This is a genomic window from Streptomyces corallincola (assembly GCF_019104725.1).
Lineage (GTDB): Bacteria > Actinomycetota > Actinomycetes > Streptomycetales > Streptomycetaceae > Streptomyces > Streptomyces corallincola.
The window spans coordinates 38,006-58,895 of sequence record NZ_JAHRXF010000012.1 but is presented as its reverse complement, the minus strand read 5'-3'; the positions used below and the strand labels follow the sequence as shown (position 1 = coordinate 58,895).

The 20,890-nt window shown below is 72.5% G+C and carries 16 protein-coding genes; 6 read left to right on the top strand and 10 right to left on the bottom strand.

Annotated features, from left to right (window positions below):
• The first annotated feature begins 308 nt into the window (after window positions 1–308).
• The 4 genes from KUM39_RS11065 (at window position 309) to KUM39_RS11050 (ending at window position 6,835) form a co-directional block, all read left to right on the top strand.
• On the top strand, window positions 309–3,209 hold the full coding sequence (locus KUM39_RS11065) for a hypothetical protein (protein ID WP_217785319.1): 2,901 nt from the start codon (window positions 309–311) through the stop codon (window positions 3,207–3,209).
• 48 nt (window positions 3,210–3,257) lie between these two features.
• Entirely contained in the window at window positions 3,258–5,240 is a 1,983-nt protein-coding gene (locus KUM39_RS11060) for a hypothetical protein (protein ID WP_217785318.1), read from the top strand.
• 270 nt (window positions 5,241–5,510) lie between these two features.
• Window positions 5,511–6,095, top strand: a complete 585-nt coding sequence (locus tag KUM39_RS11055) for a sigma-70 family RNA polymerase sigma factor (protein ID WP_217785316.1) — start codon at window positions 5,511–5,513, stop codon at window positions 6,093–6,095.
• On the top strand, window positions 6,092–6,835 hold the full coding sequence (locus KUM39_RS11050; RefSeq protein WP_217785314.1) for an anti-sigma factor: 744 nt from the start codon (window positions 6,092–6,094) through the stop codon (window positions 6,833–6,835). Before KUM39_RS11055 ends, KUM39_RS11050 begins: the two co-directional genes overlap by 4 nt.
• A 73-nt stretch (window positions 6,836–6,908) precedes the next feature.
• Here KUM39_RS11050 and KUM39_RS11045 read toward each other — a convergent pair whose 3' ends face one another.
• From KUM39_RS11045 to KUM39_RS11000, 10 genes are all read right to left on the bottom strand, one after another.
• Complete coding sequence (locus KUM39_RS11045) at window positions 6,909–7,718, bottom strand: DUF1295 domain-containing protein (RefSeq protein WP_217785313.1); 810 nt, start codon at window positions 7,716–7,718, stop codon at window positions 6,909–6,911.
• Window positions 7,715–9,034 (bottom strand): class I SAM-dependent methyltransferase, encoded by a 1,320-nt coding sequence (locus KUM39_RS11040; protein WP_217785311.1) that lies wholly within the window; start codon window positions 9,032–9,034, stop codon window positions 7,715–7,717. Before KUM39_RS11040 ends, KUM39_RS11045 begins: the two co-directional genes overlap by 4 nt.
• Entirely contained in the window at window positions 9,031–10,305 is a 1,275-nt protein-coding gene (locus KUM39_RS11035; RefSeq protein WP_217785310.1) for an SAM-dependent methyltransferase, read from the bottom strand. Before KUM39_RS11035 ends, KUM39_RS11040 begins: the two co-directional genes overlap by 4 nt.
• Complete coding sequence (locus KUM39_RS11030; RefSeq protein WP_217785397.1) at window positions 10,302–11,102, bottom strand: DUF1365 domain-containing protein; 801 nt, start codon at window positions 11,100–11,102, stop codon at window positions 10,302–10,304. Before KUM39_RS11030 ends, KUM39_RS11035 begins: the two co-directional genes overlap by 4 nt.
• A 41-nt stretch (window positions 11,103–11,143) precedes the next feature.
• A complete protein-coding gene (locus tag KUM39_RS11025) occupies window positions 11,144–12,436 on the bottom strand; it encodes an NAD(P)/FAD-dependent oxidoreductase (RefSeq protein ID WP_217785308.1) in 1,293 nt (430 codons plus the stop codon).
• A gap of 122 nt (window positions 12,437–12,558) precedes the next feature.
• On the bottom strand, window positions 12,559–13,212 hold the full coding sequence (locus tag KUM39_RS11020; RefSeq protein ID WP_217785306.1) for a fasciclin domain-containing protein: 654 nt from the start codon (window positions 13,210–13,212) through the stop codon (window positions 12,559–12,561).
• 85 nt (window positions 13,213–13,297) lie between these two features.
• Window positions 13,298–15,010 (bottom strand): sulfite oxidase, encoded by a 1,713-nt coding sequence (locus KUM39_RS11015; RefSeq protein WP_308288104.1) that lies wholly within the window; start codon window positions 15,008–15,010, stop codon window positions 13,298–13,300.
• 185 nt (window positions 15,011–15,195) lie between these two features.
• Window positions 15,196–16,083: a carbohydrate ABC transporter permease gene (locus tag KUM39_RS11010; protein WP_217785304.1), complete on the bottom strand. Its 888-nt coding sequence runs from the start codon at window positions 16,081–16,083 to the stop codon at window positions 15,196–15,198.
• A complete protein-coding gene (locus KUM39_RS11005) occupies window positions 16,080–17,060 on the bottom strand; it encodes a carbohydrate ABC transporter permease (protein WP_217785303.1) in 981 nt (326 codons plus the stop codon). The genes KUM39_RS11010 and KUM39_RS11005 overlap by 4 nt, the downstream gene beginning before the upstream one ends.
• 8 nt (window positions 17,061–17,068) lie before the next feature.
• A complete protein-coding gene (locus tag KUM39_RS11000; protein WP_217785301.1) occupies window positions 17,069–18,382 on the bottom strand; it encodes an ABC transporter substrate-binding protein in 1,314 nt (437 codons plus the stop codon).
• 411 nt (window positions 18,383–18,793) lie between these two features.
• Between KUM39_RS11000 and KUM39_RS10995 the strand changes: the two genes are divergently transcribed.
• The gene (locus KUM39_RS10995) at window positions 18,794–19,810 is read left to right on the top strand and encodes a sugar ABC transporter substrate-binding protein (RefSeq protein ID WP_217785300.1); all 1,017 of its coding nucleotides are present in this window, start codon (window positions 18,794–18,796) and stop codon (window positions 19,808–19,810) included.
• A complete protein-coding gene (locus KUM39_RS10990; protein ID WP_217785299.1) occupies window positions 19,810–20,886 on the top strand; it encodes an ABC transporter permease in 1,077 nt (358 codons plus the stop codon). The genes KUM39_RS10995 and KUM39_RS10990 overlap by 1 nt, the downstream gene beginning before the upstream one ends.
• The last annotated feature ends 4 nt before the right edge of the window (window positions 20,887–20,890 follow it).

Here is a 20,890-nt window from a genome sequence, read left to right as displayed (position 1 = left end):
GCTGCCGAAAGGCAATTCACGCACCGTTCACCGAATTACGGACAACGTGGCCGGAAGAAGTGCCCCGTATCGGCCCGGACCCCCAACCATCACGTGGGTTCAATGTATTGACTGTCCATCAGGTGAATAAATCGGGTATCCCGAAGCGTTCCCGTCGAATGAATGGCGAAGTGCCTTCCACAGCACTTCTGTCGCGGGGGGACGGGCGATATCTTTTCGTCCGTGATCACTCGCCCTACCGTCGGCCGCCCCGGCGAGGGGACCCACCGGGACGCAACCGATGCCACCGGCCCGGCGCGGTGCCCCCGATGACCCCGCGCGGCGCCCGCCGCCGTGCCCCGTCCGCGAACGACCTCGAAGTCAGCGGCGGCGACGGCGTCTGGGTGGTCCACCGGCCGGGACCGCTGCCCGGCCACCTCGCCGACAGCGCCCGCGCACTGCTCGCCGCACCCGCCCCCCACCAGGCCACCGTCCTGGTCGGCGCGGGCTTCGACGACCCCGACGCGCTCTGCGACGAACTCGCCCCCGCGCTCGACGCGTGCGCCGACAACGGTGTCACCGTGCTCCGCCTCGTCATGACCGCCGGAGCCGCCGAACAGCCGCGGCGGCCCGCGCCCGCCCGACGGCTCACCGAGCGCTGGGAGTTCGAGGTGATCGCCCCCGAGGGCGCCGCCGTCGTCGTGCCCGGCGGCACCCTCTTCGCCCCCGACCTGCCCGGAACCCCCGGCGCCTGGTGGCGGTTCGCGCGCGGCCTCACCCCGCGCCGCCTCGGCGTACGGCACCCCGAACCCGGCTGGGGAACCGCCCTCGACCGCATCGCCCCCGACACCGCCGAGGGCTGCGCCGTCCACCGCATCCCGGCCGGGCTCCTCCTGCTCCCCGAGGGCGCGCCCCCGGCCGGGGCCGACGCGGTCCGCTACGCCCTCCCGGCCGACCCCGGCCGTCCCGCGCTGCTCCTCGGCGCCCCGCACGCCGCCGAGGTCACCGCCGACGCGGTCGCCGACGTGATCGCCGCCCTGCCCGCCCACATACGCGGCACGATGAACCTGCTGCCCGGCGACGGGCGCGACCCGCTGCCCGCCGTCCAGGGTGCCGCCGATCTGCTCGGCATCGAACTCCAGCTGTCCAACGGGCTCCCCGTCCTGATCGACGCCCCCGGCGCCGCCCACCCGGCCGACCCGTGGGGCGGCCCCGCCGCGAACCCCGTCAGCCGCGTCATGCTGCTCGACACCGAGGGCGACCCCTCCTGGCGGCCCTACGTCGAGTCCGTCACCTGCGTACCCGCCGGGGCCACGCCCCGGCTGACCGGCTGGCGCGCGCCCATCGGTGGCCTCCGCCCCGGCCGGGAACCCGGCACGCTCCGGCTGGACGGGGACTGGCAGGTGGCGGTCACCCGCGCCGGACTCTGGGTCGGGCCGCACCGCACGCCCCTGCCCGCGTTCGCCGCCGCCCGGCCCGCCGACTCCGACGCGATGACCATCGACCTCGGCCACCCCGGTCACACTCTCGACGACGCCGGTCTCTGGCTCCCGCTCGGCCGCCTCCTCGCCGCCCTCCAGGACGACGTCCGCGAACGCACCGTGATCCAGGTCCACGGCGAGGCGTCCCCCGCGACCCACCGCGCCCTGCGCCGCCTGGCCGTGCAGCACGGCCTGGCCGTGACGGCACGGGGGTGGCGGGCGCCGGGTGCCGCGCCCGCGAGCGGATTCGTCAGCAGGAGTGTCGCGGGGGAGTCGGGTGCGGGGAGCGCCGTGTCCGTGGCCGCGACTCCGGTCACCCCTCCGGCAGTTCCGGACAGGGAAGCCGGTGCGGCGGTCAACGCGGCCTCCGCGCCCGTGGTTCCGGAGCCCGAGGCGCAGGACCCCGGCTCGGAACAGGGCCCCGGCTCGGAACAGGGCCTCAGCTCGGAACAGGACCCCGGCTCCGGGCGGGACGAGGTCTCGCCCGGTCCCGCTCCCGCCGCGCTGACCTCGGCCGGTGACGCCGGGATCGGCGCGGGTCCGTGTCCGATCGCGGTGGTGGGTACGGCTTCGGTGGACAGCGGGACGCCGAGCGGTGCCGGGGCTGCCTCGACCAGCCTCTCCGTAACGGGAGTTGATGTAAAGGCGACCGGTTCCGTCTCCCGGACCTCATCGCCGGTCGGTACATCCTGGGGTGCCGGTCCTGGCACCGGGAACGCCGGACCGGCCGCCTCCGAGCCCGCCCGCACCTCCGGCGACACCCCCTGGTCACCTCTCCCGCCCGCCGATGCCCCCGATGCCACCGCCCCGGACGAGGACCCCGAGGAACTCCCGGCGCCGGTGCGCCCCCTTCTCGTGTCCGAAGGCGACAGCACCCTGCCGGAAGGCGGCGCCGCCCAGGCCCCGGAACCTTCCCACCGGCACCCCGACCCCGAGCCCGAGTCCCGCACCGAGACCCCCGCCCCCCGGTCCCGCACCCTCACTCCCTGGACCGGTGTCCGCCCCTCCCGGCGCAGCACCCCCGCCGACCGGGACGCGGTGCGTGCGTTGCTCGGGGCCGAGTGGGACTCCCACAGCGCGGCCGTGTCGCGTGCGCTGACCCGGGTGCCCGGACTGCGCGGCGCGGCCGACCCGGAGGGCACCGCCGCCGACCTCGCCGCGCTGCACGCGTACCTCGCCGCCCAGGACGACTCCCCGTGGGTGCATGCCCGACTGCGCGACCACGCACCCGAGTTCGAGGCGTTCCTCGCCTCTCTCGCCTCGGCGCTGAACAGGCTGCCCTCGTTCCGGGGCACAGTCATGCGCCCGGTGGGAATACGACTCGGTGCCGTGGCCGAACTCCTCCTGCCGGGCGAGGAGTTGGGGGAAGCCGTGCCGGTGAGCGGGCTGGCGGTGGACCGGGCGTATCCGGTGCCGCCCGGCGACCACTACCTCATCTGGTCGGCGACCGGCCGCCGGGCGGGGCGGCTGTACGAGGCGGGCGCCGGTGCCGTGGACGAGGTGCTGTTCGCGCCCGGTACGCGGCTGCGGGTGCTGGCGGTGACGGAGGAGGAGGGCGCCACCGCCGTACTCCTGCGTGAACTGCCCGAAGCGGCGACGCGTTCGACTTCGGGCGAGCTGGACGAGGCCGACGAGGGCGCGCTCGCCCGGCTCCTCGCCCTCAAGGACCGGCCCGCCGCCACGGGTTCGGCTCCCGACTGGCCGGACCGGTGCTCCGGCCCGCTCGGTGTGCTCTCGACGAGCACATGAACCACGGCACCGAACCCCCCTTGCAAGCACACTACTTGAGGAGGACGGATGGCCCTGGACCATCAGGTGGGCGGCCCGTCGCCCACGGCGGGCACGGCGGCAGCGGCCGCGCCCCCGCGCATACGGCGGGCACTGGCCGTGCCCTTGGACGCGAACGACACCGGCGGCGCGGCGGCTTCCGCCGCGATGGCCGCCGTGCGGCTGGCCCCCGCGCCCGTGGCGACGGTCACCGGCGCGGCCTTCACGGCACCCCCGGCCGTGCCGGTACGGGAGGAGAGCTCTGTCACGGGCCGTCTGTTCCGCCCGGACGCCTGGCGACGGCAGCCGCAGGCCGCCGCCGGTGACGGGGACGGCCCGGACGCGCGGGCGACCGCCCGCGCGCGGGCCGCCGAAGCCGCCGAGGCGATCCTGACCGGTGGCCTGGCCGTCGCGGCGGCCGAGGGCCGTATCGTGCGGCCCGGTCGTACGACCGCCCAGCACCGCGCCAAGCAGGGCCGCTGGCCGCTGATGACCGCAGCCGCCTTCGCCGGGGCCGTGCTGGTGTCCGTGCCGTTCGTGCACAACAACAGTCGTCACGACAAGGTCGATTACGAGGGCGCCGCCGGACGCCCGGTGACCGTCGCCGGTGAGGGACAGGGGCGCGGAAGCGCCCCCGGCCCCGACGGCTACGCCAGCGAGAACCCGCAGCAGGAACAGCCCAGGGACACGGGCCCGCTCGTGCCCGAGTCCACGCCGCCGGGCAGCGGCACGGCGGCGGGTGAACCGCGCACCTTCGCCACGGGCCCGGTCGGCGCCGACCGGAACGCCTCCGGTGCGGACCCGGCCACCGAGGGCCCCGACCACGAGGGCGTCCACCCCAAGGGCGCCGGTCGGACCGAGGGCGCCGCCGACGCGCGTACCCCCGGCGACGACCTCGCGGGCGGACACCAGCAGCACCGCACCCCCGACACCAGCGCCCCGCACGCCAAGAGCGCGCTGGTGGGCGGCGGTTCGGCGGGCACCGCGCACGGTCTCGCCGGGACCGGGATCGCCCCGGAGCACGGCACCGGACGCGCCGCCCCGGACGACGACCGTGACCGCCGGAACCGCGCCACCGACCACCACGCCACAGACCGCCGCGCCACCGACACCACGACCGGTGAGAGCCCGGCGCACACCGTGAGCACCTTCGCGGTGAAGACCCCGGACCCCCGGTCGGGCCCCGCCTCCACGTCTGCCTCCACGTCCGCCTCCGCCTCCCCCTCCGAGTCCCGCTCGTCCACCGCGTCCGTCAGGGCCACGCCCCTGGTGACGCTCGCCGCCAGGACCCCGGCTGCGAGCGAATCCCCGGCCAAGGGCGAGGGCGTACCCGCCAAGGACACGGCCAGGGCCTTTACCACGGGCGATACGGTCAAGGCCACCCCGGCCGTGAAGCCCGCCGACATCGGTAAGACAGCCGACACCGGCAAGGCGGCCGACACTGGCCGGACCACCGCCGTTGACGAGGAATCCGGCGCGGCGTCCGCCCGTACGGGCCTCCGTGACCCGCAGCCCGCCACCACCGGGACCACGTCCGTCACCGGCGGGTCCACCGGGACCACGGCGGCCACGCCCGAGCGGACCGCCGAGGCCCAGCAGGCCCCGGCCGAGGGCCACCCGGCCGCCGCGCCGGTGGACGGCGGCGCCCCGGCGCACCCGCACACCCCGCACGCCGGGGCGTGGGTCCACGCCCGGCCCCCGGCGCACCCGCCGGTCCGCCAGGCACCGCCCACCCGCACCCCCTACGGCGTCTCCTCGGCGGCCGGATCGAACGCCGAGCCGTCCACGACCGCCATCGAGAACGCCGGCCGGTCCTCCGGCCCCCCGCCCCCGGCCACGCCCGCCACGGGCACGGACACCACGGACACCGCGGGCACGGACACCGGTACCACGGACACCACCGCGACCGACACCACGGCCTCCGGGACATCGGCGGACACCGCCACCGCCGACGCCACCGCCCCCGAGACGGACGCGGACACCGACCCCGCGTCCCCCGGGGACTGCGGCTGAGAGAGGCAGCCGCCGACCGGACCTGAGCCGCCCGCCCCCACGGGTAAAGTGGCAGGCCATCACTCCTGGCGATCAGGGAAGACGGGACCGAGACACCCGTCCCCGACCGGCGGACCCTTCCGACGAGGACGCTCCGGAGCGATCCGGGGCGGCCTCGTCGCGTCCCGGCGCCGTCGTCCGCGCAGTGCGGTCCACGCGACCAATCCGCGGGCCGCCCGGCCTCGGATCACACGGGGAGACCCCGGTCAGCCGCACCCTTGGAGCCCCGTAGTGAAGGAAGCCGTACACATCGGCCCACACCCCTCGTCCAAGCCGGACCTGCAACAACTCGTGCACGAGGCCGCGCTCGGCGACCAGGACGCGTTCGCCGCCGTGTACGACGCCGTGTCCGGTCCCGTACTCGGTGTGGTGCGCGCGGTGCTGCGCGACCGTGCCCAGTCGGAGGAGGTCGCGCAGGACGTGCTGGTGGAGGTGTGGCGCACCGCGCCCCGCTACCGGCCCGAGCTGGGCACCGCCATCAACTGGATTCTCACGCTCGCCCACCGGCGGGCCGTGGACCGGGTCCGTTCCGTGGAGGCCGCCGCCGCCCGCGACACCAAGGCCGCGCTGCTCGACCGTACCCCCGAGTACGACGAGGTCACCGAACAGGTGGAGACCCGCCTGGAACAGGAGCAGGTACGGCGCTGCCTGCGCACCCTGACCGACCTGCAACGGCAGGCCGTGACCCTCGCCTACTACCGCGGCCTGACCTACCGCCAGGTCGCGGAGTCCCTCTCACTGCCGCTCGGCACGGTCAAGACCCGACTGCGCGACGGCCTGATCCGGCTCCGAGACTGCCTGGGGGTGACCGCGTGACCATCATCGACCCGCACACGCTGACCGGTGCCTACGCGCTGCACGCGCTGTCCGACGAGGAACGCGCCGCGGTGGACCGCCACCTCGCGGACTGCGCGGCCTGCGCACAGGAGGTGGAGGAGTTCGGCGCCACCGCCGCCCGGCTCGCGCTGGCCGCCTCCACACCCGCCCGCCCTGCCATGCGCGAGCAGGTGCTGCAACGCATCACCACCGTCCGCCAGACACCCCCGGCCGACACCACGCCCATGCGTGCCGGGCGCGCGCTGCGCGGCGGCGCCGTCCGCTGGGCCCTCGCCGCCTGCATCGCCGCCGCGGCCGCGCTCGGCGGTACGACGTGGTGGCAATACGGCAACGCCCAGGACGCCCGGCAGCAGGCCGCGCAGGCCCAGCGGCAGGCCGACGAGGTGGCCGGAGTGCTGTCCGCGCCGGACGCCCGCACCCGCTCCGCGAAGATCGCCGGAGGCGCGGGCACCCTGGTGGTCTCCGCCGCCCGGGACCGGGCCGTGTTCGTCACCTCGGACATGCCCGCCCCGCCGCGGGGCAAGGTCTACCAGCTCTGGTTCGACGTGGACGGCACCATGCGCTCGGCCGGGCTGATGAGCCCCGACCGCGCCAGCCAGACCGTCCTCATGACCGGCGCGACCCACGACGCCTCGGGCGTCGGCATCACCGTGGAACCGGCGGGCGGCTCCCGGCAGCCGACCAGCAAGCCCGTCGCGCTGCTGAGCATGCCCGCCTGACGCGGCACGGAGGCAAACGAAAGGGGGACCCGCCACCCGGCGGGTCCCCCTTTTTCCGTCGATACCCGGCCGCTCAGCCGCGCGTCCGGGGCGGCAGCGGGAAGAACCCGCTGGTCCGCGCCTTGTACTCGGCCCAGCCCGGCCGCCCCTCCATCCGGCGCTCCAGCAGCCGCTTCCCGCTGCCGTTGATCAGCAGCAGACTCATCACCAGCGGAGCGACCACCGACACCGCCGCCGCCGCGCCGCCCGCGTCGCACGCGACGAGATACAGCCCCCACCACACGCAGAAGTCACCGAAGTAGTTCGGGTGCCGGGTCAGCGACCACAGCCCCCGGTCCATGACCACGCCCTTGTGCGCCGGGTCGGACTTGAAGCGGGCCAGCTGCGCGTCCCCGACCGCCTCGAAGACCAGGCCCACCGCCCACACCGCTGCGCCGATCCAGGCCAGGAACGACAGCGGGCGCGAGCCGTAGGACGCGGCCTGCACCGGGAGCGACACCAGCCACACCAGGGCGGCCTGGAGGAGGTACACCATCCGCAGCGCGTACAGCGCGCGGCTGCCCGGCGCGCGGGACAGCATCGCGTCGTAGCGCGGGTCCTCGCCGTGGCCCCGGCCGCGGCGGGCGATGTGCACGGCCAGCCGGGCACCCCACACCACGGTGAGCGCCGCGACCAGCAGGCGCCGCCCCGGATCGCCGTGCCCGGCCGACACGGCCAGCGTCACCACGGCGACCACCGCGAACGCCGCGCCCCACGCCACGTCCACCACCCGGTGGACGCCCGCGCGCAGCGCGTACCCGAACGTGAGGAGCAGCACGGCGAGGGCGGCGAGCGCCGCCCAGCCGAGGTTCGCCGCGAACGCGCCCCAGGCGAAGCCGCTCACCGGCCGTCCAGCCCGTCGTACCAGCGGGCCGGTTCGCCCTCGGGCAGTCCGCCGCCGCCGTCGGCGGTGGGCCGTACGGACAGGAGCTGGTCCACGCCCATCCGGTTCTGCTCGAACGCCAACGCCCCGCCGACCAGATACAGCCGCCAGACGCGGAACGTCTCCTCGCCGACCAGCTTCACGAACTCCGCCCGGCGCTCCTCCAGCGTGCGGTGCCACGCCTCCACCGTGCGCACGTAGTGCTCGCGCATCGACTCCACCGAGCGGACCTCAAGGCCCGCGCCCTCCAGCAGCCCGGCCGTCTCGCCCACCGGCCGCATGTGCATGTCGGGCGCGATGTATGCCTCGATGAACGCGCCGCCGCCGGGCGCGTTGCGGCCCCGCGACATCTGCTGCACCAGCACCCGGCCGCCCGGCCGGACCCGGTCGTGCAGCGAGGCCGCGAACGCCGGGTACTCGGCGTCACCGACGTGCTCGCCCATCTCGATCGTGGAGACCGCGTCGAACCCGGCGCCCGCGATGTCCCGGTAGTCCTGGCAGATCACCTCCACCCGGTCCTCAAGACCGCGCTCGCGGACCTGCCCGCGCACGTACGCCGCCTGCTCCTTGGCCAGCGTCACCGCCGTGACCCGCGCGCCGTGCCGCTCGGCCGCGTACAGCGTCAGCGAGCCCCAGCCGCAGCCGATGTCCAGCAGCCGGGCGCCCTCCGTGAGCCCCAGCTTGCGGCAGATCAGCTCCAGCTTGGCGCGCTGCGCCCCGGCCGGGGTCAGCTCCGGGTCGCCGGTCCACCAGCCGCACGAGTACGCCATCGTCTCGTCCAGCAGCAGCTTGTAGAAGTCGTTCGACAGGTCGTAGTGGTGGCTGATCGCCGCCCGGTCGCGGGCCTTGCTGTGCAGGCCGCCGCGGAGCCGCGCCTGCGAGGCGGGCGCCGCGAGACGCGGGCCGACCGCGCCGAGCCGTACGGCCTCGCCGACCGCGCGGGCCCGGTCCGCGACCGACAGCCGAGGCGCCGAGGCACCCCGGTCGCGGGCCGCCGCCCACATGGTGCGCAGCCCCTCGGCGAGATCGCCCTCCAGGTCCAGTTCACCGGTGACGTACGCCTGCGCGAGCCCCAGCTCGCCCGGCTGCCACACCAGTCGGCGCAGCGCCCGCCGGGACCGTACGACGACCACCGGGGTGCCCGTAGGACCGGCCTCGCTGCCGTCCCAGGCGCGCAGCCGGAGCGGCAGCGGAGTGCCGAGCGCCTCCTCCACGAGCGCGGCGAGCCGCTGCGCCACGCCGGTCCGGGTCCGCGTGAGGGTGGGAGCGGTGCTCATCGTGCGTCGTCCTCCTTGGTGAACAGGTACTGCTGTACGTCGAGATAGCCGGAGCGGAAGCCCGCCTCCGAGTAGGCCAGGTAGAACGTCCACAGGCGGCGGAACGTCTCGTCGAAGCCGAGCGCGTCCACCTCGTCGGCGCGCTCGGTGAACCGCTCCCGCCACAGCCGCAGCGTCTCCGCGTAGTGCGCGCCGAAACCGTCGCGGGCGGTCACCGCCAGCCGGGTGTGGTCGCGGACGCACTCCTCGACGGCCTCGGTGGAGGGGATCATCCCGCCGGGGAAGACGTACTTCTGAATCCAGGTGTGCGTGGACAGCGTGGCCCGCATCCGGTCGTCCGGCATGGTGATGGCCTGGAGCGCGGCCCGGCCGCCGGGGACGAGGCGCTCGTCCAGGGTGCGGAAGTACACCGGCCAGAACTCCGCGCCGACCGCCTCGATCATTTCGACGCTGACCACCGCGTCGTAACTCCCGGTCGCCTCACGGTAGTCGCACAGCTCGATCTCGACGCGGTCCGCGTACCCGGCCTCGCGGACGCGGTCCAGGGCGAGGGCGCGCTGCTCGCGGCTGAGGGTGAGCGAGGTGACGTGGGCGCCGCGCGCGGCGGCCCGCAGGGCGAGTTCGCCCCAGCCGGTGCCGATCTCCAGCACCCGGGTGCCCTCGCCGACCTGGGCCAGGTCCAGCAGGCGGTCGATCTTGCGCTGCTGGGCGGCGGCGAGCAGCGGCCACTCCGCCGGGAAACCCCGGAAGACGGCCGAGGAGTAGGAGAGCGTCTCGTCCAGGAACAGCGCGAACAGTTCGTTGGACAGGTCGTAGTGGGCGCTGATGTTGTCGCGGGCGCCGTCCGGGGTGTTGCGCTGGGCGCCGGGCTGGCGTTGCGCCCACAGGCCGCGCAGCCGCTGGAGCCGGGCCGGGACCAGATGCGCCGCGTTGGCGGCCAGTACGGTCAGCGCGCCGGTGAGGTCGGGGGCGTCCCACTCGCCCGCCATGTACGACTCGCCGAAGCCGATCAGGCCGGTGGAGCCGATCCGGGCGTGGAAGGCGTCCGGGTCGTGCACCTCGACGAGCGGGCCGCCGAGCCCGAGGGACGTGCCGTCGGGGAACCGGACGTTCAGCGGCAGCCGCTTCAGGGCGCCCCGGACGATGCCCGCAGCGACGGTCCGTACCGGCCAGGAGGCCTTCGGGGTGGCGGCTATGTCGGGCCAGCGGGCGGGGTCGGGTCGGCCGGTGGTGGCGCGGTGGGGGTGGCTGCGGGGCGGGGCTGTGGTCATGTCGCACTCTCCGTCGTGCGGTGGCCCGGGCGCGGTCGCACCGGAAGGCCCCGCAGGAACAGTCGTATGCCGTGGAAGCGGATGGCGGCCGACACCATGAGGGTCGGCCAGATGTGGCGGGCGGCGAGGCCGAGCAGCGCGGCCGGGGTGGCCGGGCGGCGGCTGCCGTGCACGGTGGCGGTGAACGGGGCCCCGCCGTCCGGCCGGTCGAGGCGGATCGACAGGTGCAGACGGTCGCCGGGCAGGGGCAGCCGCATGCGGTACCGGCCGTCCACGGGGTGGAACGGGGACACGTAGAACTCCTTGTCCACCGCGAATTCCCCCTCCGCGCCGTCGCTCACCTCCCCGTCCTCGCCGGGCCGGAGCAGATAGGCGTGGCGTTCGCCGTAGGTGTTGTGCACCTCGGCGACCACACAGCGCAGGGTGCCGTCCGGGGCGTGGCACCAGTACAGCGAGAGGGGGTTGAAGACGTACCCGAGGAACCGGGCGTTGGCCAGCATCAGCACCCGGCACCCGGCGGGGTCCACACCGTGCTCGGTGAGGAAGCCGTCCAGCGCGGCCCGCAGGGTCGGCGCGCGCCCGGTGAAGTGGTCGCGGGCCCGGAACCCGGCCAGCGGGCGCAGCGCGCGCGGCAGCACCGGCAGGTCGTCCAGATCGACCAGCCAGAGATACGTGCGGTGCCGCAGCGCGTACCGGGTGGGGGAGCGGCGCTGGTGGCTGACGGCGCACGGGTACAGCGCGGGCGCGCCGGTCCCGGCGGCCGGTCCCGCGGCGGCGGCCGTCTCGTCGCCCGTCACCACGTCACGCGTCACCGCCCCACCCGTGACCGTCTCACCCGTCACCACCTCACCCCCAGTGCCGCCGCTGCCTCCACCCCGCTGCGGCAGCCGTCCTCGTGGAAGCCCCAGCCGTGGTACGCCCCGGCGAACGCCGTGACGGAGGTGGTGAGTTCGGGCAGCCGCTGCTGCGCCGCCACCGACTCCGGGGTGTACACGGGGTGTTCGTAGGTCATCCGGGCCAGCACGCGGTCCGGGGCGACCCGGTCCTCGCCGCCCAGGGTGACGACGAACGTCCGCTCGGCGTCGAGCCGTTGGAGGCGGTTCATGTCGTAGCTGACCCGGACCCGGTCGGCACCGGCCCGGCACGAGGGCATCAGGTAGTTCCAGGAGGCGCGGGCGCCCGGCGCGCGGGGCAGCAGCGCGGTGTCGGTGTGCAGCAGGGTCTCGTTGCGGGAGTACCGGAAGGCGCCCAGCACTTCCTTCTCGGCCACGGTCGCGTCGGACAGCAGCCGGAGTGCCTGGTCGGGGTGGACGGCGATCACGACACGATCGTAGGACTCCGTGGTGCCGTCCTGGGCGGTGATCTCCACACCGTCCGTGTGCCGCAGCACCCCGCGCACCGGCGCGTTCAGCCGTACGTCGGGCAGTTCCGCGGCTATCCGGTCCACATAGGTGCCCGAGCCGCCGGTCACCGTGCGCCACACCGGGGAGCCGGTCACCGAGAGCATGCCGTGGTGGTCGAGGAACCGGAACAGATAGGCGGCCGGATAACGCAGCGCCGTCTCCGCGTCGCACGACCACACCGCCGACACCACCGGGGTCATGAAGTGCTCCCGGAAATAGGCCGAGAAGCCGCACCGGTCGAGGAACTCGCCGAGCGTCAGACCGGTTTCGGAACCGCGCGCCAGCAGCAGCCGGGCCGCCCGGTGGAACGCGGGCACCTCGGCGAGCATGCGCAGATACGCGGGACGGAACGCGTTGCGGGGCTGCGCGAACAGGCCGCGCGCACCTCGCGCACCGGCGTACTCCAGGCCGCAGCCCTCGCACCGCACCGACATGCTCATCTCCGACTCCTGCGTGGCGACGCCGAGTTCGCGCAGCAGCCGCAGCAGGTTCGGGTAGGTGCGGCGGTTGTGCACGATGAACCCGGAGTCCACCCGGTCGGTGCCTCCGCCGGGCGCGGGCAGCTCGTGGGTGTGGGCGTGCCCGCCGAGCCGGTCGTCGGCCTCGTAGAGCGTCACGCGGTGGGCGCGGGCCAGGATGTGCGCGGCGGTGAGGCCCGCCACCCCGCTGCCGATGACGGCGGTGCGGGGCGCCCCCTCGGCGGCTGTGTCCCCGGACGGTCGTCGCATGGTCTGTGGTCCTCCCCTTACGGTGAGCGGATGTGCGGTACTGCGGATACGGCGGCGGCCGGGCGGCGGCCGGACCTCGTGGATCCGGCCGTCGCCCGGCCTGTGGCGGTGCCGGGAAGGCGTCAGCTCTTGGGCATGAGCACCGAGTCGATGATGTAGACGTTGGCGTTGGCGGTCTTCACGTTGCCGCAGACCACCTTGGCGGAGTCGTTCACGGTGTACGACTCACCCGAGCCGGAGGTCATCAGCTTCGACTTCTCCAGGGTGTCGAAGGAGCCGTTCTCCAGGTCCTTCGGGGTGAGCTTCTGGCCGACGACGTGGTAGGTCAGGATCTTGGTCAGCTCGGCCTTGTCGTTCAGGACCTTGTCCAGGGTGGCCTTCGGGATCTTGGCGAAGGCGTCGTTGGTCGGGGCGAACACCGTGATGTTCTGGGCGTTGTTGAGGGTGTCCACCAGACCGGCCTTCTTCACGGCGGTGACCAGGGTGGAGAGCGCCGGGTTGTTGGAGGCGGCGGTGGCGACCGGGTCCTTGGACATGCCGTCGAAGGAGCCGGCGCCGTTCTTCGGCACCGAGGAACAGGCCGGGCCGAACGGCTGGTCCATCGCGGTGGCGTCGCCGGAACCGGCCATGTCGTCGCTGCTGCTCGTGGCGGGCGCGCTGGACTTGGGCGCCGAGTCGGCCTTGGAGTCGCTGTTGTCCGAGCAGGCACTCAGCGCCAGCGGCAGAACCGCGGCGGCGGCGAGGGCGACGGCGAGACGGCGGGTGGAGCTGTTCATCGTTGAATCTCCTTCACAGTGCGGCACATTGCCGCGAGGGGGGTGCTGGACAGTTGGTTCTGATGGGCCGTGCGGCCCGGCGTGGTCACCCGACGGTGACCACCACGGAGTGCCAGCCGCTCGCGCCGTCGGGCACGGTGCGGGTCCGGCGTTCGGTCTGGAGCCGTCCGGTGCGGTCGGTGGCCCGGACGGAGAGGGTGTGGCCGCCCTTGGTCGCGTCCCAGGGGAACGACCACTGGCGCCAGGTGTCGCGGGTGTCCTCGGCGGCCAAGTGCGCCTCCTGCCACGGACCGTCGTCCACCCGGACCTCGACCTTGTCGATGCCCCGGTGCTGCGCCCAGGCGACCCCGGCGACCATCACGGTGCCCTCCTTGGGCCGCGCGAACGGCTTGGGAGTGTCGATCCGGGACTGGGTCTTGATCGGCGCCCGGCGCGCCCAGCCCCGCTTCACCCAGTAGGGGTCGTAGGAGTCGAACGTGGTCAGTTCGAGGTCGGTCAGCCACTTGCAGGCGGAGACGTAGCCGTAGAGGCCGGGCACCACCATACGGACCGGGAACCCGTGCTCGAACGGCAGGGGTTCGCCGTTCATGCCGACCGCGAGCATCGCGTCCCGGCCGTCGAGGACGTCCTCGACGGGGGTACCCAGGGTCATGCCGTCCACCGAGCGGGCGACCAGCTGATCGGCGGGTCCGCCCCGCGACGGCGCCCGTACCCCGCACTCCTCGAGCAGGTCGGCGAGGCGTACCCCGGTCCAGCGGGCGGTGCCCGCGTAACCGCCGCCGACCTCGTTGGACACGCAGGTCAGCGTGACCGTCCGCTCGATCAACTCCCGGCGCAGCAGGTCCTCGAAGCCGAGGTCCAGCGGACGCCGTACGCCCTTGCCGTGGATACGGAGCCGCCAGGTGCCCGCGTCCACCTTGGGCACCACCAGGGCGGTGTCCACGCGGTAGAAGTCGGCGTTGGGGGTGATGAAGGGACTGACGCCGGGGATGCGCAACCCCGCCCGCGCCGGGACGGCACGGGCCGGTGAACCCGGCCGGGGGAGTACGACCTGATCGCGGGAGGCGATCGCGCCCTTCCCCTTGGCCGTGCCGAGGGAGCGGCCCGCGATCCCGGCGGCGGTGGAGCCCACCGCGACCCCGGCGGCCGTGAGGACGAAGCCCCGGCGGTCGAAGGGAACGGGAGTCCGGGAGTCCTGGGAACCGGAGTTCCCGGAACCGGCGTCCGATGAATCCTTGGAACCGGAATCCCCGGAATCGGCGTCTGTGGAACCGGAGTCCGCCGAACCGGGACCGGCACCGCCCGCCCCCACCGGGACGGCTGCGGGCCGGGCCCGCAGCCGTCCGGCCAGTGAGTACAGCACCAGCGCGCCCGCCACCGCGCCGACCACGGACGGCAGGCTGTCGGAGAGGCCGACGGAGTCGGGCCGTCCGAGCGCGGCCACGGCTCCGACGACACCGAAGAGAAGGACCCCCGCCGCTCCGGACCGCCGGTACCGCACGGCCGCCGAGCCCAGGACCAGGGCGAGGACGGCCAGTACGGCCAGGATGCCAAGCTGTAGGACGAGCTTGTCATTGGTGCCGAAGTGACGGATCGCCCAGTCCTTGACGGTTGCCGGGGTGCGGTCGATGGCCGCCCCTCCGACCGCGACGACCGGACCGGCTTCGGGCCGGACCGCCGCTGCCGCCAGCTCGGCCACCGCGAGTGCTGCGACTCCGGCGAGCAGCCCGCTCAGCGCACCCAGCGCCGTGCGCAGCGGTCCGATCCGCTTCGGTAGGTCCTTCTCTTGATCCCTCACGTGGGGAATCCGGCGCCGGGGCTGGGCCGGATGGGTCTGTTCCTCAGATCGGATGAAAAAACTTTCCGGACCAATCCGGGGCGCCCGCCGCTTCGTATTAGGGGGTTGAGCTGCGGATTCGAAGACGCGCCCGGAGCCGATGAGAAAGGCTCCGGGCGCGTGTGTGCGGGGGGTCCGCCATCGGGTCAGCCCTTGGCCGAGCCCAGGGTCAGACCGCTCACGAACTGCCGCTGGAGCGCGAAGTACACGACCAGGGTCGGGATCGCGGTGAGCAGCGCCCCGGCCGCGACGAGGTTCGGGTCGGTGAAGTACTGCCCGGAGAGGTTGTTCAGGGCCGAGGTGATCGGCATGTTCTCACCGGTGGAGATGAGCACCAGCGCCCAGAAGAAGTCGTTGTAGATCCAGATCGACAACAGGGTCGCCAGCGCGGCCATCGCGGGCCTGCACAGCGGCAGGGTGATCTGCCAGTACAGCCGCCACACGGAGGCGCCGTCCACGAGGGCGGCCTCGGTCAGTTCGTGCGGCAGCGAGCGCATGTAGTTGCTCAGCACGAACGCGCAGAACCCGGACTGGAACGCCACATGGATGAGGACCAGGCCGAGCGCGGAGTCGTACAGCTTGCCGCTCGCGGTGATGCCCGGCAGGTCGGTCAGCAGGTACAGCCGGTACAGCGGGGTGATGATCACCTGCTGCGGGAGCAGGTTCCCGGCGGTGAACACCAGCAGCAGCGCCAGGTTCAGCCGGAAGTCGAACCGGCTGACGTAGAACGCCACGCACGACGACAGGAACAGCGTCAGCAGCACCGCGGGCACCGCGATCAGCAGCGTGTTCCCGAAGTAGTGCGCCATGTCCGACTGGGTGAACGCGTTGGTGAAGTTGGCGAGGCTCAGTCTGTCCGGCCAGGAGACGTACCCCTTGGTACTGGTCTCGCTGTAGGGGCGCAGCGCCGAGAAGACGGCCCACAGCAGGGGAGCCAGCCAGGCCAGCGCGGTCCCGGCCAGGAAGACGTGCAGCAGGACACGCGCGGGACGGACGGGGGCGCGCCGCTTCAGCGGGACGGTGATCGTGCTCATGCGCGCCGCTCCTTGCGGAAGGTGGCGATCAGATACGGGATGATCACCGCGAGCGAGATCACCAGCAGGACCACCGCGATGGCCGAGCCGTACCCGATCCGGCTGGACTCGCCGATGATGTTGTTGGTCACCAGGATCGACAGCAACTCGGTGCCCTGGGCGCCCTTGTTGAAGACGAAGACCAGGTCGAACGCGCGCAGCGCCTCGATGATGGTGACGACGAGCACCACCGTGTTGGTCGGCCGCAGCGTCGGGAAGATCACGCCCCGGAACGTCTGCCACTCGTTGGCGCCGTCCAGCGCGGCGGCCTCCCGCAGCGAGGGGTCCACGCTCTTGAGGCCCGCCAGGTACAGGATCATCATGTAGCCGGTGTGCCGCCAGGACGCGGCGACCAGCACCGCCCACAGGTTGAGGTCCGGGTCCCCGATCCAGTCGATGTAGTGGCCGGGCCTGTTGGCGCCGATCAGGCTGTTGATCAGGCCGGTGTCCGGGTTGTAGACGAGCTGCCAGACGAAGCCGATGCAGGCCATCGAGATGACGACCGGCAGGAAGTAGGCCGTCTGGTAGACCCGGCTGAACCTGATCCGCTTGTCCAGCTGCACCGCGAGGAACAGCCCGAACGGCGTCGGGATCACGATGAGCACCGCGAACCAGATCACGTTGTGCTCGACGGCTGGCCAGAACTGCGGGTTGTCCGCGAACAGTTGGCGGAAGTTGTCCAGGCCCACCCACTTGATCGAGTCGAACCCGATGCCGTCCCAGGTGGTGAAGGCCAGCGCGATCGACGCCAGGGCGGTCACCCAGACCAGGAGTACATGGAGCACGGTGGGCACGCCCGCCATCAGGCCGAGCGTGACGCGGTCGCGGCGGGTCAGCAGCCGCAGATGGCCGGAAGCGCGCCGCTTCGCGCGCGGCGTGGCGCCCGCGGGCGGCTCGTCGGCCGCGCGCGGGGCGGGAGTTGTCGTCTCGGTGGTCACGGGTCCGCTCACTCGGAGGCGAAGATGGTCTTCTTCTGGCGCTCGATGGACGACAGCAGCGCGTCCACGCCCTTCGGGTTCTGTACGAACTTCTGCAACGCGGGCTGCATCACCGTGGAGGTGAAGTCGGGGCGGCTGTCGCGGTCCATGAACTGGGTGAGGCTCTTGGCGCCGCTGATCATCTCGTACATCTTCTTCTGCAGCGGGGTGTACGAGGAGGTGTCCGCCTTGGAGGAGGCGGCGACCACCGTCGGGTCGGCCTTGAGGTAGATCGCCTCGGCCGCCGGGGTGCCCAGGTACTCCAGCAGCTTGTCCGCGCCCGCCTTGTTCTTCGGGTTCCGGCTCAGCATGAACCCGTCGGTGGGGGCCTCCACGGTGTCCTGGCCGTACGCGGAGTTGATCTCCGGGAACGGGAAGAAGTCGAGGTCGTCCAGGTCGGCCTTGTTCGTGAACTGCTGGGCCACGAAGGAGCCGATGAGGTACATGCCGGACTTCTTGGCCACCAGGGACTGGGCGGCGTCCTGCCAGATGCGACCGGCCGCGCCGTCCTGGTGGTAGGGCAGGATCTCCGCCCAGTGGTCGAAGACGGCCTTCACCTTCGGGTCCGTCCAGGACGCCTTGCCCGCCATCAACTCGACGTGGAAGTCGTACCCGTTGAGGCGGAAGTTGATCTGGTCGAAGGTCCCCATCGCGGGCCAGGCGTCCTTGTCGCCGAAGGCGATCGGGACCAGCCCGTCCTTCTTCATCCGCTTGCACAGCGCGACCAACTGGTCCCAGGTGGTGGGCACTTCGTAGCCGTGCTGCTGGAACACGCTCTTGCGGTAGAACACCGCCCAGGCGTACGTGTACAGCGGCACGAAGTAGTACTTGCCGTCCGCGCCCTTGCTCAGCTTGTGCATGGCCTCGGGGAAGTTGTCCCCGACCTTCGCCCACACGTCGTCGATGGGCGTGGCCAGCTTCTTCGACGCGAAGAACTGCATGCGGTAGCCCGCGAACCAGTTGAACACGTCGTCCGGCGTGCCCTGGAGGTAGGAGTTGATCTGCTCCTGGAAGGTGTTGTGGTCCTTGGTGTTGACCGCGACCTTGACGCCGGACTGCTTCTGGAAGGCGGCGTACATCTCCGCGAACGCCTTCTTCGGCACGGCGTCCGAGGCGTTGGAGCCGAGCGAGACGGTCTTCGGGTCGCTCGCCGAGCCGCTGCCGCCGCACGCGGACAACAGCGGGACGCCCGCCCCGGCGAGCAGGGCGGCGCCGCCCGCTCCGCGCAGCAGTGAACGGCGGCTCGGGCCCGGAACGGACAGACCGGAGGGGGACAGGCGCATGACGGCTCCTGGTGAATGCGGGGTCCGGCCAAGGGATGAGCCGATCACCAAAAGGTCCTCGAAACCGATCAGAAATCAACTCGACCGAACATCGTGGGCGTAATAACAGCCCCGCGTCCCCGCACGCGTCAATAGCTGCGCTCGTACTCGGGCCCTCTCTTGCCCGAACCGTAATCCTCGCCCGTCACCTGCAACTTCCCCGGATCGGAGATAAGTTGACCTTGGCTCCGCACGCGGGCACGCGTCGGCGCACGGGTGCGCACGATTCCGTTTCACGGCCCGGGACCGGGTTCCCGCCCTGGCGCGAAATAATGTCAGGACAAAGTATTGACAGTGGGTCCCGGCAGGGACTTGGATCGCCTCCCAACGCAACAGCGTGCCTTCCCTTCAGCACAGTGAGGTGCAGGAAAGATGGACCGCTCTCCCCGTTACCGCTCCCGCGGACCGGCCCTGGTGGCCCTGGCCGCCGCGGCGGCGCTCGCCCTCGCCGGCTGCTCCAGCGGCTCCGGCGGGAAGAAGGCCGAGGAGGAGGGGTCGGGCGCTTCCGCCGGGAAGGCGAACACCCCCCGGATGACCGTCGCGCTCGTGACCCACCAGGCGCCCGGCGACACCTTCTGGGACATCGTCCGCAAGGGCGCCGAGGCCGCCGCCCAGAAGGACAACATCAAGCTCGTCTACTCCGCCGACCCCAACGCGGGCAACCAGGCCAACCTCGTGCAGAACGCCGTGGACCAGAAGGTGGACGGCATAGCGATCACCCTGGCCAAGCCGGACGCCATGAAGGACGTCGTCGCCAAGGCCACCGCCGCGAAGATCCCCGTCGTCGGTCTCAACTCCGGCCTCAGCGACTGGCGCAAGCTCGGTCTCACCGAGTTCTTCGGCCAGGACGAGACGGTCGCGGGCGAGGCCCTCGGCAGGAAGCTGGACGAGGTCGGCTCCAAGAAGGCCGTCTGCGTCATCCAGGAGCAGGGCAACATCGGCCTCACCCAGCGCTGCGACGGGGTGAAGAAGACGTTCTCCGGCACCCTGGAGACGCTGTACGTCAACGGCACCGACATGCCGTCCGTGAAGTCCACCATCACCGCCAAGCTCAAGCAGGACAAGGGCATCGACTACGTCGTCACCCTCGGCGCCCCCTTCGCGCCGACCGCCGTGCAGTCCGTCGAGGAGTCCGGCAGCAAGGCCAAGGTCGCCACCTTCGACCTCAACAAGGAACTCACCGGCGCCATCAGCAAGGGCACCATCCAGTTCGCCGTGGACCAGCAGCCCTACCTCCAGGGCTACCTGGCCGTGGACTCCCTCTGGCTCTACAAGAACAACGGCAACTACAGCGGCGGCGGCGAACAGCCCGTCCTGACCGGCCCGGCCTTCGTGGACAAGTCCAACGTGGACCGCGTCGCCGCCTTCGCCGCCAAGGGCACCCGGTGATGAGCACCGCCGAACAGGCCGGACCGGCGGCCGGGGGGCCGTCGGCCCCCGGCCCCGCACCCCGCGACGGCCGCACCGCGCACCGCCCGCTCGCCCTGCGCCTGCTGGCCCGCCCCGAGGTCGGCGTCTTCCTCGGTGCCCTCGCCGTCCTGGTCTTCTTCCTCGCCGTCGCGCCCTCGCTGCGCCAGGGCGGCTCGCTGGCGACCGTGCTCTACCAGTCGTCCACCATCGGCATCATGGCCCTGCCGGTGGCGCTGCTGATGATCGGCGGCGAGTTCGACCTGTCCTCCGGCGTCGCGGTCGTCACCTCCGCGCTCACCGCCAGCATGCTCAGCTACCAGCTCACCGTGAACGTCTGGACCGGCGTCCTGCTCGCCCTCGTCCTCTCCCTCGCCATCGGCGCGTTCAACGGCTGGATGGTCGTCCGCACCGGGCTGCCCAGCTTCCTCGTCACGCTCGGCACCTTCCTCATCCTCCAGGGCGTCAACCTCGCCGTCACCAAGCTGGTCACCGGCAACGTCGCCACCGACGACATCAGCGACATGGACGGATTCGCGCAGGCCAAGGCCGTCTTCGCGTCCTCCGTGGACATCGGCGGCGTCCAGGTGAAGATCACCGTCTTCTACTGGATCGTCTTCGCCGCCCTCGCCACCTGGGTGCTGCTGCGCACCAAGTACGGCAACTGGATCTTCGCCGTCGGCGGCAGCAAGGAGAGCGCCCGCGCCGTCGGTGTGCCCGTCACCTTCACCAAGATCTCCCTGTTCATGCTGGTCGGCCTCGGCGCCTGGTTCCTCGGCATGCACCAGCTGTTCTCCTTCAACACCGTGCAGTCCGGAGAGGGCGTCGGCCAGGAGCTGATCTACATCGCCGCCGCCGTCATCGGCGGCTGCTCCCTGACCGGCGGACAGGGCTCCGCCATCGGACCCGTCTTCGGCGCCTTCATGTTCGGCATGGTCAACCAGGGCATCGTCTTCGCCGGATGGAATCCCGACTGGTTCAAGGCGTTCCTCGGCGTGATGCTGCTCGGCGCCGTCCTGATCAACCTGTGGGTCCGGCGCACGGCCACACGGAGGTGACCCC

Bases quoted from the DNA above. Each gene is read 5' to 3' on its own strand.
- KUM39_RS11000 (WP_217785301.1), bottom strand. From the start codon at position 18,382: ATGCGCCTGTCCCCCTCCGGTCTGTCCGTTCCGGGCCCGAGCCGCCGT.
- KUM39_RS11040 (WP_217785311.1), bottom strand. From the start codon at position 9,034: ATGAGCACCGCTCCCACCCTCACGCGGACCCGGACCGGCGTGGCGCAG.
- KUM39_RS11025 (WP_217785308.1), bottom strand. From the start codon at position 12,436: ATGCGACGACCGTCCGGGGACACAGCCGCCGAGGGGGCGCCCCGCACC.
- KUM39_RS11020 (WP_217785306.1), bottom strand. From the start codon at position 13,212: ATGAACAGCTCCACCCGCCGTCTCGCCGTCGCCCTCGCCGCCGCCGCG.
- KUM39_RS11010 (WP_217785304.1), bottom strand. From the start codon at position 16,083: ATGAGCACGATCACCGTCCCGCTGAAGCGGCGCGCCCCCGTCCGTCCC.
- KUM39_RS10990 (WP_217785299.1), top strand. From the start codon at position 19,810: ATGAGCACCGCCGAACAGGCCGGACCGGCGGCCGGGGGGCCGTCGGCC.
- KUM39_RS11065 (WP_217785319.1), top strand. From the start codon at position 309: ATGACCCCGCGCGGCGCCCGCCGCCGTGCCCCGTCCGCGAACGACCTC.
- KUM39_RS11060 (WP_217785318.1), top strand. From the start codon at position 3,258: ATGGCCCTGGACCATCAGGTGGGCGGCCCGTCGCCCACGGCGGGCACG.
- KUM39_RS10995 (WP_217785300.1), top strand. From the start codon at position 18,794: ATGGACCGCTCTCCCCGTTACCGCTCCCGCGGACCGGCCCTGGTGGCC.
- KUM39_RS11035 (WP_217785310.1), bottom strand. From the start codon at position 10,305: ATGACCACAGCCCCGCCCCGCAGCCACCCCCACCGCGCCACCACCGGC.